This window comes from Fodinibius sediminis, from assembly GCF_900182555.1.
Taxonomy (GTDB): Bacteria; Bacteroidota; Rhodothermia; order Balneolales; family Balneolaceae; genus Fodinibius; species Fodinibius sediminis.
On record NZ_FXTH01000013.1, the window covers coordinates 80,101 to 93,166 of the forward strand.

Consider the following 13,066-nt stretch of genomic DNA (forward strand, 5'->3'; position numbering starts at 1 on the left):
GAATATGCAGCTCGGAAAAACAGTTTATTCATGCCTGGCCGTCGTCCTCTGGCTGGCCGTCGTCGCTAATGGCTTGCTGGCCCAGGATTACAATGTAACAGTTTCAGCCGGTGGATTTGACCGCCAGGAAACTATCGTGTCCTTTTTGTTCCCGGATGAGTTAGCAGAAGGGGTGTATCGGATGACAAGCGAAGGGGGAACATCTGTTTACCTTCAGGTCAACAATCGGAACAGGGGTACATTTATTTTGGATGAGCTTGCGGCGGGTTCTTCGCGCACCTATCGGATGTCGGCTGATCCTGTGGCAACGCAAGGGGGGGAAGGCGTACAATTTTCCATTGAACCAAACACCATCACTTTCAAAGACGATGACCGCAGGGTGCTTTCCTATTACCATGGTACAAATGAACCACCCCGCGAGCTCGATGAGCGATATAAACGCGGAGGTTACATCCATCCTGTATATTCGCCTGGAGGAACCGTGCTTTCCAATGATCTGGATACAGACATGCACCCTCACCATTATGGCATCTGGTCGGCCTGGACCAATACGGAATTTCAGGGACGAACGCCTGACTTCTGGAATGTGCACGACAATACCGCGCGAATTGACCACGACTCTCTTGAAGTGGCGTGGCAGGGCCCGGTATATGGAGGGCTGAAGGCTAAAAACCACTATGTTGACCTCTCTTCTTCTGCTCCGGTTATTGCGCTCAATGAGGAGTGGAAAATGACGATCTATGATGCTTCAGAGAAGGGGGAATACCTGCTTTTTGATCTTGATGTGACGCATTCCGTCAATACTGCTCAGCCCCTTGTCTTGCCGGAATACCATTATGGCGGCATGGCTTTCAGGGGGCACAGGAATTGGGATAACCCGGACAATGTGACGTTCCTGACATCGCAGGGCTATGGACGAATCGAGGCAAACGAAACGCGGGCCCGGTGGGCTCACATGGGGGGGATGGTGGATGGGAAAAAAGCGGGCATTGCTGTGCTGAGTCATCCCGGTAATTTCCGCTCCCCGCAACCGGTTCGCATTCATCCCGAGACACCATATTTCGTATATGCCCCCATGCAGCTTGGCAGAATGTCGATCGTGCCGGGTTCGCCTTATGTGATGCGTTACCGCTATGTGACGTACGATGGGGATCCCGATCCGGAGCAGCTGAACCGGATGTGGAATGATTACGCCTACCCGCCGGGCGTAACGGTTGAAAACAAATAAATGGAAAGGTTTCCCGCCATTTTTTACAGCGCATGTGAATAAACAAGTAATGAAATTCAGAGAAGTTGGATAGAATGCATAGATTTTTTGCCCGCTTTTTTCGTGGCACTGGTGATGGCAGGACCATAGGCTCGACTGATAGCTGGAAATTTTTAATGGATAAGACCGTGGCTGCTTTGTTGCTCGCAATGGTTCTGGTGGGCGGGTGTACTCCGGAGCCGCCGGCTATCAGGGAGGTTGATTTTGAAAATGCGGAATTTGCTCCCTTTGTGGAACCGGACTTTCCTTTTATCACTACCTCTCTTGATGCAAGGGCGCTCGGACCTTCCTTTCCCGGCAACAACCTGGTTCCACGCTGCCTGGCGCTGCGTCTCGGGGAGGAGGCGTATGCCTGTTTTGATACGGACATGCTGCGCTGGTCGGTAGCCTGGACGGGCGAATTTCTTCCCATGGTCACGATGGGACAGATTTCTTATAATGATTTTCATAATAAATCCAATGAGCTTCCTGAAATTCTCGGTGATCCAAAGTTTGCAACGGGGCTTTATCCCGGTTGGTCCGGTGCCGACTCCCGGTTTTCGGATCCCCGCCCCCCGCGGAAAGATCTGGATGCGCCGACCTGGGGGGCTCTTCCGGAAGAAATAGGACAGTGGAATGGAGTATATCTGCAGGGGCAGCAGGTCGTGATGTCGTACAGGGTGAAGCAGGCAGAAGTATTCGAAAAACCCGGCAGTATCAAAGTGGGAGATGAAGTCGCTTTTAGCCGAACCATACAGCTGGGGGAGCGGGACGAAGTCCTTTCCTTGGTGGCCGCGGAGGTGGCTAATGGCACCCACAGTGAAATTACGGATCACTCGGCTTTCATCTACCATGGGGAGAATCAGGATTCAGTCACAGCCATTGGATTGCCACATGCCAGCGAGGAGGTTCGCCTGGATATTACTGAAGATCGTTACGCTTCGGTTGAGGTTTCTCCAGGGGCTGATTTGACATTTTCCCTTGTGGTGTGGAGCGGCCCTGCCGCCCAGCAAGATCGGTTTCAACGGATGCTTAAGGAGGCCGATACGTCGATGCCTGATTTTCGCGGGGGTGGCCCGCCCCATTGGACGGAAACGGTCTCCACAAGGGGGCAGCTATCTCCGGATACCTCTGCTTATGTGGTTGATCAGCTTACTCTTCCGATTCCTAATCCCTGGAACCGGAATGTCCGGGTGGTGGATGTGGCCTTCTTTGAAGACAACCGTGCCGCTGTCGTTACCTTTTCGGGAGATATATGGATCGTAGAGGGCATTGACGAGGATCTGGAACACCTGACCTGGCGACGATATGCTTCGGGGTTGTATGAGACCCAGAGCGTGGAAGTAGTCGAAGGTACCGTGTACGCCTACGGAAAGGGCGGCATAACCAGGTTTCATGATTTGAATGAAGATGGCACCGCCGACTATTATGAGAGTTTTTCAAACCAGATGGCCCAATCTATTGAAACGCGCGAGTGGGCCACAGATATGGTTGCTGCGCCGGAAGGCGGTTTCTATGTTGCCAAGGCGGGGGGACTGGATATGGGACCGAGCGCATCCTATCCCCCGGTTGCCAGTGGATTCCGGGCCGGTTCCCGTCACAGCGGTTCGGTGCTGAAAGTTTCGGCCGATGGTTCTGTTCGTATGTATGCAACCGGGCTTCGGGGACCTTACCTGGGGATGAACCCCGAGACGGGGGCATTGACGGCTTCCGACCAGCAGGGGCATTTCGTACCGTCTACCCCGCTTCTTCATATTGATGAAGGAGACTATTTTGGCGTACCGGCTACCTCGCATCTTCCGCCGGAATCGGAGTCGCCTGCCGTAACGCCGCCCCTGGTTTGGTTTCCCCACAGTGTGGACCGGTCGGGGATTAGCCAGGTCTGGGTAAACAGCAAGCGGATGGGGCCGCTGAACGGGGATCTGGTTCACCTTTCTTACGGGCGACCAGGTTTGTTTAAAATCCTTATTGACAGTACAAGTGAGGCGATGCAGGGAGGCATTGTTGATATACCGGCGGCATACCCGGCCCCGACCATGAAAGGAGCTATTAGTCCGCAGGATAGACAGCTTTATGTTGGTGGTTTTTCCCTTTGGGGAACCAACGCAAGCGGCATTAGTGCACTGATCCGGCTCCGCTACACGGGCCGGCCGAGTTTGCTCCCCCAGGAGTTCCAAGCCCGTGAAGAAGGGGTAGTGCTCCGCTTTGATGCGATACTGGATGAAGAGTCGGCCACCAATCCGGGAAACTATCAGGCAAGAAGATGGAATTACAAGCGTACAGAGGAATATGGATCCGGGCACTTCAAGCTGGATGGAACGGCTGGTGAAGAGGTGATGCCGGTTTTTTCCGCCCATCTGTCCGATGATAGGAAGGCCGTATTTCTGGCGATGCCGAAAATGGAGAAAGTCATGCAGATGCAGGTTTCCTTCGATCTCGAAACGGCGGATGGTGCCCCCATAAGCGATGACTTGTGGTTTACAGTCACGGATATTGAAAAGCTGGACCAGGTTGCCGCAGGCTTTGGCGAGGTTGATCTGGATGCCCTTTCTATTGAGGAAGATACCTCATTGGCCGCTGGCAGGCCCGCCGAACCTGCTTCAGCCGGGGAAGGAGAAGAGCTGTTTCAGCAGCTGGGATGTATGGGATGCCATTCCACGGATGGAACAACCGAGGGCATGCTCGGTCCGACGCTGCAGGGGCTATTCGGGAAGGAGCAGCATTTTGAAGACGGGTCTTCTACAACAGTGGATGAAGCCTATATCAGGGAGGCCTTGATGGAACCCGGAAAGAAAATTGTTGAAGGATATGCCGGGGAAATGCCCTCATTTCTGGGCATACTGTCAGAAAAGGAAGTTGAGTCCATTATTTTGTATATAGAAACATTATAGGAGGGTAACGGCCTGCTTGGCGTTTGTTAAAGCCGGGCCTGGGTCAAGTTATCAGATAGAGCGACCGGTCCTCCTCACTGTGGCTGTGAGCGTTGAGCACAGGCAGACGCATGGAGGGAAGATCAGAAATACAACAGCTGTTATTACCCAATGGGTTAAAAAGATACATATAATGATAATATCGTAAGACTGAGGCGAATAGGTTTCAGTTATGAACAGAGAGAGGTACAGATAATTATGATAAAAATAGATGGAGTACTTATAGCATTCCTAAGAGCAAGCTTCCCCATGCATTCCCGGAGCCAATTCCAGGGCAGGACCCTGAAGACGGTGATCCTGTTGTTCTCCTTTGCTTTTTGCTGCAGTGGTCCACTGTCAGCACAGGATGAGCTCAATGTTATTCGGGGTGAATCTTCCAATAACAGCTGGATTCAGTTTACGGATGCTCCCAATGCATTATATCACCATCTTGCGGGGCAGGCCTTTGAGATGTTGGACAAACGGGCCTCTGCCGTCTCGGAACTTGAGACCGTATCGGACTGGAAGAGGCGCCGGCAAAGTGTACGGGAGCGTCTGGAACAGGTTGTGGGCCCATTCCCTCCCAAGACGCCGTTGAATGCCAGGGTGGTGCGGACAATTCAAAAAAATGACTACAAAGTGGAGCATGTTATTTTTGAGTCACAACCGGAATTTTATGTAACCTCCTCTCTTTTCCTTCCTCGGAACCGGCCGGAAGAAGCTCCGGCTGTCATATATCTCAGCGGACATACTCCGGATGGGTACCGGGATGAAACTTATCAGCATAAGATCATAAATCTTGTGAAAAAGGGATTCATTGTTTTTGCCATCGACCCGCTGGGTCAGGGAGAACGGATGCAGTACCTGGACCCGGAAACGGGAGAATCTGTCGTGGGGAGTGCTACACGGGAACATTCATACGCCGGCGCCCAGGCTTTTCTAACCGGGAACTCGCTGGCCCGATATATGATTTGGGATGGTATCCGAGCCGTGGACTATCTGTTGACCCGGGATGAGGTAGATTCGAATCGCATTGGCGTGACGGGGCGTTCGGGGGGCGGAACGCAGTCGGCTTATCTTGCAGCTTTTGATGAACGCATTCATGCAGCTGCCCCGGAGGCCTATATAACCAGTTTCAAGCGGTTGCTGCAATCTATTGGTCCCCAGGATGCCGAACAGAATTTTTATCACGGTATTGCTTCAGGCCTGGATCATGCAGACCTGTTGGAAGTGCGGGCGCCCAAACCTGCACTTGTGATTACCACGACGGAAGATTTTTTCAGCATCCAGGGAGCCCGCGAGACGGCGCGGGAGGTGAGCAAGGCCTACAAGGCCTATGGCAAGCCGGAGAATTTCAATATGGTTGAGGATGGGGGAGGCCATGGCTCTACCCGGAACAACAGGGAAGCGATGTATGCCTTTTTTCAAGAGCATTTGGATAATCCGGGAGATCCCAGTGATCAGGAGGTTACAGTTTTAAATGAGGAAGAAATTAGGGTCACTCGTACCGGCCAGGTGGCTACTTCGTTTGGTGGGGAGAACGTCTTTAGTCTGAACCGGAAGCAAGCCCGTGAAAAGATCAGTAAGCTGCGGGAATCGCGGCAGAATCTTGGTGTACATCTTCCCGCGGTGCTGGCTTCTGCCAAAGATCTTGCAGGTTACCAGCCGCCGGCAGCGGTTGATAACCCGGTCTTTACCGGCCGTATTCCGCGGGATGGCTATGTGATAGAAAAGTACTTTGTGAAAGGAGAGGGTGCCTATCCCGTCCCTTACCTCCTTTTAAAACCTGATCATCCCAATGGCAGGGGAATACTTTATTTACATCCCGACGGCAAGGCAGCAGAAGCATCGGTCGGAGGAGAAATGGAGTGGTTGGCAGAAAAGGGGTTCACCGTGCTGGCCCCTGACCTGGTGGGAACCGGTGAGACAGGTCCCGGAGCACTGGCTAATTATATGACTCAAGTCAAGAATTTTGGTGCCACTTCTTTTGATGACTGGACAGCAGCTGTACTTGTAGGCCGGAGTATCGCGGGAGTGCAGGCAGCAGACGCCGTCCGCCTTACGGGGCTGCTGGCACAGCAGTCCGGAATACAAGCCGTCTATGGGGTGGCCCGGCAAGAGGTGGCACCGGTCCTTTTGCATGCAGCCGCCTTTGAATCCGTGATAGAGCGGGTGGCGCTTATTGAACCGTATGCTTCCTATGAAGGTATTACCCAAACCGAGTTCTACAATCCCGTGTTTCATAGTAGTACCGTAGCAGGCTCACTGCCGGCATATGATCTGCCGGATCTGGCTGCCACGCTTGCTCCCCGGAAACTGTTGATGGCGGGGATGACCGATGCAGCTGGTGGGTCTTTGTCGAAACAGCATCTCGACGAGGGGATGGCTGTAGTCCGTGCCGCTTATGACAAGCAGAAGGCTTTGGGGCGATTGACTATCACGGGGCATCCGGAAACAGACTTGCAGGGACTGCTTGAGGATTGGATAAAATAAAAGCCGCACCCGGAAAGACAGGTGCGGCTTTTATTCGTTTTAATCAGAATGTTAGAAGTAGAATGTACCGGTGATCGCTGCAGCAGTGAAGATGCTGTCATCATTGTTATCATCGATGAGGAAGTTAAGCTGTCCTTCCACGCCAAGGCTGAAATGTTCGTCCAGAAAATATTCGCCACCGCCGGAAGCTCCGATTAGAAAATCAGAGTCATCATCGTCAACAGGTTCGTCAAAGGACGTATGCTGAAGGATGCCTTGGGCACCGATATAGGTGGCAAAATCATCACCCAGCGACTGGTAAAACCGGGGATTGATCCCGACGTTCAGCGTAGTAAAATCGTCTTCCTCATGCGTGAAGCCGACAACCGGGGCAATAACAATGCTTTCAGAGGCCCAGATGGGTATTTTAATATTGGTCTGGCTGCTTTGCAGTGAGGCAGAGAGCCCGACGGTGCCGCTGTCAGGCCGGTCTTGTGCAAAGGCCGTTGTGGTTCCCATTAAAATGGCAGCGATAAGTAATAATGTTTTTGTAGCTGTTTTCATAAGAAGCAATGATTTGATTATTAATTACGACAGCTTCTTATAATGATGAAAATGGGGTTATGTTCCCGTCAGGAATTACGGAGGGCATTGCGGCAGTATGCCATATCTTCCTGGGCCGGCTCATAGTCGGGCGCAATGGCCAGACATTGTTCATAGTATGCTATGGCCTCTTCATACTGGCCAATATGCTTAAGCATTAGGCCAATGTTGTTGTAGGCTTCGTAAAAGTCGGGATTAAGTTCTATGGCTTTCCTGTAGCATCGGCCGGCTTCTACGGTATTGTTCGAACGGAGGTGGTGATTACCGAGATTGAAATAACCCATTGCTCCATCAGGATTTATCTCAGTGATATACTCAAAAAGTTCGCGCGCGCGTTCGGTTTCTTCAGCAAGCTCATAAATATCAGCCAGGTTGTTAAGGGCTGGGACATAATCCGGCTGGATTTCCAGCGCATCCAGATAGTGATTAACCGCCTGGTCAATCTTTTTAAGCTCAAAAAAGGTATTGGCAAGATTGAAGTGTGTTTTATAGTCCTGAGGGGCTGCCTTCAGCGACTGTCGGTAGGCTTCAACCGCCTCTTGATAATTACCCAGCATGTGATGGCCGATTCCCAGCTCATTGAGCAGGGATGGGTCGTTTGGGCTTTCTTCCAACTCCGTTAGTATTTCGTCGATCTGCTCTTCAATCTGATTCATAGCTACCCAAAATACAAAAAGATGCGTTATATCTCACGCGAAATGTCACTTCTATGGCTTGCCTATAAATTGAAAGTAGGTCCATAATCCGAAATAAGCCCGATGGATTTCTACTGTCAGAGGGTGGAAATATTTCTTCAGAAGGGGCAGGGCGTGTCCGCTCAGATCAGCATGATTTATGTCCATCCAGTGTCGAAACCACCGAAACGGAGTCGTGTTGAAATCAACAACCGCAAGATAACCATTGGGTTTCATGTCCTTGAGTATGGAGTCGAAGACCTGCTGCGTACGGTCTTCAAGCATGGTAAGTGAGTAAGAGAGCAGAATTAGATCGAAGGAGTCACCACTAAAGCTTTCAGCATTGTAGGACTCCAGCCTGAGTTCTGCCCGTGTTGAGGATCCAAGACGCTGGCCTGCTTTTGCCAGCATGTTTGGCGAAAGGTCGATTCCCATGATCCGGGCATCCGGGAAGTAATATTCAAGGCGGGCGATATTCTGGCCGGTACCACAGCCAATTTCGAGTATGCGGGCTTGCGGGGGTAAATCGGGTAGCATGCTGAGGAGCTCTTCCCGGCCAAAGAGGAAGCTCCAGCGTGTCGCATCGTAAATGGGAGCATGCAGCCGGTAATACCGTGCTAGCTTGCTGGTGTCGTGGGAGCCGAAAGAGTTTGTCATTGTACGATACCTAAGTGAGTGCTTCCGTAAGTGCCAACACGGTCTTTGGTGTGCAACCGTTTTGTCAAAGCGGGCTGAAATTCAAGACGTCTATGGACAAAAGGGGGTAAAAAGTCAGTGGAGGTTCCTGCTGAGCGGAATAAAATCCGGGTTCCCCGTACAGAATTATTCAGGATATGATGCCATACCTCGGCAAGCTGATCCGGATCCTTTATCATCCAGTCGAGGTGGTCAAGCAGTACAAAGTGAGTATAGCGACCCGGGTTTTTCAGGAGAAATTGGAGTAGAGAGGAGGTATATGTTCTTATTATGTGTTCTTGCTGCTTAATACGTTCATAATGTTTTCTCAGCAGGTAGTTGGGACAGCAATCGGGCGTATAGGATCCAGTCAGGTAAACACGCCAGAAATAGTTGTCCTGAATCGGTCGCCTGGTGAAAATATGGCGTAATACCCTGTGGATATATCCTGAGATGCCTCCGTCTTCTTTTTCGTTTATAAGTTCCCGTTGGCAGGCCGGCACTCCCAGCATGTTCATAGTGATCTGCTGATCGGCGAGCCATTTAAAAAAGCCGCTCCACAGGGAGTCTTCAACTTTATAAAAATAATAGGTCTGTTCTTTAATACTCTGGGCATCAAGAAGTTTATTGATTTTTACATGGAGCCCCTTCCGCTGTATTTTCTTGCGGATCATGAATGCCACTTTGCCCGATGTTCCGTGGTAGTAGAAGCTGGGAACCGCGGGAGAGGGGCTGAAAAAATTTATGTTACGATCCCAGTAACGCCGGGTCGGGGCTCCGAGCCGCGGCCTGAGGTGGTGATGGTAGGTGCGGGCAGCCTCTTCTTTTATGCCTTCTCCGAAAAAGTCCCACAGCAGGGAGAAATCACCGTTTTGAAAGAGGGCTCGTTTCAACTCGAAGAGCGCATTCTGGGCCTGGTTTTCATCTACGCAGTGAATTTCCCGGGGAGCGTCAAGCAGGTAATCGAAGGCATTACAACCGGCACTTGTAAGCATTACGAGGTTGCTTTGTTCATTGATTTGCAGCATCTCCCGATCCAGCCGTGGATCCTCCCAGCAGGTATTGTACACCAACTTGTTGGATGTGACGGAGTTGAAGAGCCGGTCTTGCAGGTTTTTTACAATGTTTGTGAACTTTTCCATGGTTTTCAAAACTAAAAGGTCCATATGTATATTATGTGAAAGAATTGTAACCCTTTTGTAAAAAGGGCCGGCCGGTGAAACCAACAGTTTTTGTCCGTATCACTGGCCTGAGAAGGGAAATAGTCGTATGCTAGTCAGGTAATAGTCCGCTCGCACGGGGTTGGAAAAATTACCATGCAATCCACGTTGAAATTTGTATCTTTCAGCTGAACCGCAAATAAAATGTTTGTTATGGCTAGCGACGATCAGAACAAGGAATCCGTGTCCGAGGAGAAAGCGAAAAAATATGAACAGATTCTTGGCCGCCTGAAAAAAGAGCGCAAGGCGGTGGAGGATATGGTGAACCGTGATTACCGGGAGGCTCGGCGCTATGTTCGTTCTCACCCGGAAGAAGGCGTACTGGCCGCTTTCGTGGGGGGGATAGCCCTTGGGTATGTCATTGGAAAACTTAGCAGGTAAATTATAAAATACATTGTCTGCCAATAAGTTATAACTAATAAACCAAAGAATTGCCGTGAATATTACGACTATCAACGCCGATCATCTGGATGAATTATTTGAGCGTGTGGATGCGCTCAGGGGGTATCTTTGACTATGGTCAGCGCAAAGTTAGAATCATAGAACTGCAGGAACAGACACAGGACCCCAATTTTTGGGATGATCCCGACGAGGCCCGCCGCATCATGAAGAAGCTGGACCACGAGAAGACAATGGTGGCGCAGTGGGATGAACTGGACGAGCTACGCGAGAGTATCAAGGTCTACCAGCAGTTTATGGATGAAGGGGAAGATGTTGAAGGGGAGCTCAAGAAGGAGATCGACAGCCTGGAGCACAAACTGGAGGCCCTGGAGCTCAAGAATATGCTGAGAGGCGAGGACGATCACCGGGATGCGATTCTTACCTTTAATCCGGGTGCGGGAGGCACAGAAAGCCAGGATTGGGCAGAGATGCTTTACCGAATGTATACCCGCTGGGCAAAGAAAAATGACTTCCAGATTTCGGTTATTGAGTATCAGCAGGGAGACGTTGCAGGGTTGAAAAGCGCGACGGTGGAGGTCAGTGGCGAGTTTGCCTATGGGTACCTCAAGGCGGAAAGCGGGGTGCACCGGCTGGTTCGCATTTCGCCTTTTGACAGTAATTCGCGGCGCCATACGTCTTTTTGTTCTGTTTTCGTATCTCCGGTCATTGATGATACCATCGAAGTCGATATCAATGAGGGAGATGTGGAGCTTCAGCGTTTCCACTCGAGCGGTGCCGGGGGACAGAATGTTAACAAGGTGGAAACCGGGGTTCGCCTGATATGGGAGGGGAAACTCTCGGATGGTTCTGAGGAGCGCGTGGTGGCGGAATGCCAACAGGAACGCTCGCAGTTGCAAAACCGTGAAAAGGCGATGGTACTGCTGAAGTCCAAGATTTACGAGCTTGAAAAGCAGATCAAGGAGCATGAAAAGCAGAAGCTGGAAGATTCCAAGAGCAAAATTGAATGGGGCTCACAGATTCGATCCTATGTCTTCCATCCCTATAATATGGTGAAAGATCATCGTACCGATTATGAAACCTCGGACGTGGATGGCGTCATGGATGGAGATATTGATGAATTTATCAATGAATACCTTCTTTCTATTTCGGCAACAGAAAAAACGGAATGATGGTAACTGTGGGCATTACCGGCGGTATCGGCAGCGGTAAATCAACGGTCTGTGATGTTTGGTCCGGCATGGGGGGGTATGTTCTCAATGCCGATGAGCTGGCAAAAGAACTGATGGTCAATGACCAGGAGATTCGCAGGCAGCTGGTTAATATTTTTGGCGAACAGACATATACAGAAAGTGGAGCATTAAATCGTACCTACCTGGCAAAGGAGGCTTTCCAGAAGGGACGGGTGCGGGAGTTGAATGCTATAGTGCATCCCAGGATGCCGGCCGCTGTTAAGAAGCATATGAGAGCGGCCGAGGAGCAGGGGTTCGAGGTGGGGATCTATGAGGCGGCCTTGCTGCTGGAAAGCCGCCAACTTGATTTTTTTGATTATCTGGTGCTGGTGCTGGCTGACGAGGAAAAACGCCTGCGGTGGGTCCGCCAGCGCGATGGGACCAGCGTCGGGGAGGTCCAGGACCGTATTGACAAGCAGCGGGATTATGCAAAAGCAGAGAATCAGGTGGATATTGTCATACGGAACGAGGGAACGCTCGAGGAGTTAAAGGAGAAGGCAGCAGATGTGTTCCGGGGCTTTTTAGCGGTTCGGGATATGCGCTGAGCCTGAAAACACACAGCAGTATTACCAATGTAAAACAGGGTGGGAGGTATGGCATATCAGAAGAAAAGCCGGGTTGTTACTTTAGAAGAGTATATTATCCAGGCCCAGAATAAATTTCCAGGGGCCACCGGCGAGTTGTCACAGCTGCTGAGGGATATCGGCCTGGCTTCAAAAATTATATCCAGGGAGGTAAACAAGGCTGGTATTACAAACATTCTCGGGGAAGATGGCAGTAAAAATGTACATGGAGAATCTGTAAAGAAACTGGATATTTTTGCCGACGAGCAGCTTATCAATGCACTGAACCGATCAGAGATTACCTGCATGGTCATCTCTGAAGAGAATGACGGTATTGTGGAGCTGGATAATGACGGGGGAAAGTATATTGTATATATGGATCCGCTCGACGGTTCTTCTAATATCGATGTCAACGTGTCTATCGGCAGCATTTTTTCCATTTATATTCGCCAGCATCCGGGGTCAGACAGGCTGTCCGAACAGGAGGCGCTGCAGCCGGGCATCAAACAGGTGGCAGCGGGCTATGTGCTGTACGGATCCAGTACTATGCTGGCCTATACAACCGGACTGGGGGTATCGGTTTTTACCCTCGACCCCAGCATAGGAGAATTTATCCTCTCGGATGGGGATGTGCACATTCCCGATTATGGAACCATCTACAGCGTGAATGAAGGAAGCTATCATTCCTGGGACCAGGGACTCAAACAGTATGTGAAATACTGCCAGGTGGAAGACTCCCCAACCCGGCGCCCCTACAAGGCACGTTATATCGGTTCGATGGTGGCCGACGTACACCGAACGCTGGTTAAGGGGGGGATCTTCATTTATCCCAACAGCAGTCTATATCCGAGCGGCAAGCTGCGGCTGATGTATGAATGCAATCCGCTCAGCTTTCTGATTGAACAGGCGGGGGGAATGGCCATTGACGGCCGGGGGCGTATTCTCGAAATTCATCCGGAGTCTATCCACCAGAGAACGCCCATTTTTATAGGATCACGGGATAATGTGTTGAAAGTCAAAGAATTTTTGGATAAATATCCCGCTGAATCAACAAAAGTTTAAACGCAGAGTTT

General features: G+C 50.8%; 11 protein-coding genes. 7 read left to right on the plus strand and 4 right to left on the minus strand.

The annotated features are described in order from the left end of the window. Positions 1-4 precede the first annotated feature (4 nt). The 3 genes from FN808_RS14170 to FN808_RS14180 all read left to right on the plus strand — a co-directional run bounded on the left by FN808_RS14170 (position 5) and on the right by FN808_RS14180 (position 6,648). Positions 5-1,228, plus strand: a complete 1,224-nt coding sequence (locus tag FN808_RS14170; protein WP_142715266.1) for a DUF6807 domain-containing protein — start codon at positions 5-7, stop codon at positions 1,226-1,228. 155 nt (positions 1,229-1,383) lie between these two features. Beyond that, complete coding sequence (locus FN808_RS14175) at positions 1,384-4,137, plus strand: c-type cytochrome (protein ID WP_185958420.1); 2,754 nt, start codon at positions 1,384-1,386, stop codon at positions 4,135-4,137. A 237-nt stretch (positions 4,138-4,374) separates the two neighbouring features. Next, positions 4,375-6,648, plus strand: coding sequence for an alpha/beta hydrolase family protein (locus FN808_RS14180; RefSeq protein ID WP_142715268.1), 2,274 nt, complete (start codon positions 4,375-4,377; stop codon positions 6,646-6,648). Between the two features lie 51 nt (positions 6,649-6,699). On the opposite strand, the gene FN808_RS14185 is transcribed toward FN808_RS14180, so the two are convergent. From FN808_RS14185 to FN808_RS14200, 4 genes are all read right to left on the minus strand, one after another. Continuing rightward, the gene (locus tag FN808_RS14185; protein ID WP_142715269.1) at positions 6,700-7,191 is read right to left on the minus strand and encodes a hypothetical protein; all 492 of its coding nucleotides are present in this window, start codon (positions 7,189-7,191) and stop codon (positions 6,700-6,702) included. Between the two features lie 68 nt (positions 7,192-7,259). Continuing rightward, positions 7,260-7,886 carry a tetratricopeptide repeat protein gene (locus FN808_RS14190; protein ID WP_142715270.1) on the minus strand — a complete coding sequence of 209 codons (627 nt, stop codon included), beginning with the start codon at positions 7,884-7,886 and terminating at the stop codon, positions 7,260-7,262. A 51-nt stretch (positions 7,887-7,937) separates the two neighbouring features. After that, entirely contained in the window at positions 7,938-8,561 is a 624-nt protein-coding gene (locus FN808_RS14195) for a class I SAM-dependent methyltransferase (protein WP_142715271.1), read from the minus strand. Beyond that, positions 8,558-9,721 carry a BtaA family protein gene (locus FN808_RS14200; RefSeq protein WP_185958421.1) on the minus strand — a complete coding sequence of 388 codons (1,164 nt, stop codon included), beginning with the start codon at positions 9,719-9,721 and terminating at the stop codon, positions 8,558-8,560. Before FN808_RS14200 ends, FN808_RS14195 begins: the two co-directional genes overlap by 4 nt. A 231-nt stretch (positions 9,722-9,952) precedes the next feature. On the opposite strand from FN808_RS14200, the gene FN808_RS14205 reads away from it, so the two are divergent. The 4 genes from FN808_RS14205 to fbp all read left to right on the plus strand — a co-directional run bounded on the left by FN808_RS14205 (position 9,953) and on the right by fbp (position 13,055). Continuing rightward, positions 9,953-10,180 (plus strand): hypothetical protein, encoded by a 228-nt coding sequence (locus tag FN808_RS14205; RefSeq protein WP_142715273.1) that lies wholly within the window; start codon positions 9,953-9,955, stop codon positions 10,178-10,180. 70 nt (positions 10,181-10,250) lie between these two features. Then, positions 10,251-11,370, plus strand: a protein-coding gene (gene prfB / locus FN808_RS14210; RefSeq protein WP_142715347.1) for a peptide chain release factor 2 whose coding sequence is annotated in 2 segments (ribosomal slippage) — positions 10,251-10,310 and positions 10,312-11,370 — 1,119 coding nt in all. Because the reading frame shifts where the segments join, the coding sequence is not laid out codon by codon here. Further along, positions 11,367-11,975, plus strand: a complete 609-nt coding sequence (coaE, locus tag FN808_RS14215) for a dephospho-CoA kinase (protein ID WP_142715274.1) — start codon at positions 11,367-11,369, stop codon at positions 11,973-11,975. Before prfB ends, coaE begins: the two co-directional genes overlap by 4 nt. A gap of 48 nt (positions 11,976-12,023) precedes the next feature. Further along, positions 12,024-13,055, plus strand: a complete 1,032-nt coding sequence (fbp, locus tag FN808_RS14220; RefSeq protein ID WP_142715275.1) for a class 1 fructose-bisphosphatase — start codon at positions 12,024-12,026, stop codon at positions 13,053-13,055. Positions 13,056-13,066: the final 11 nt, after the last annotated feature.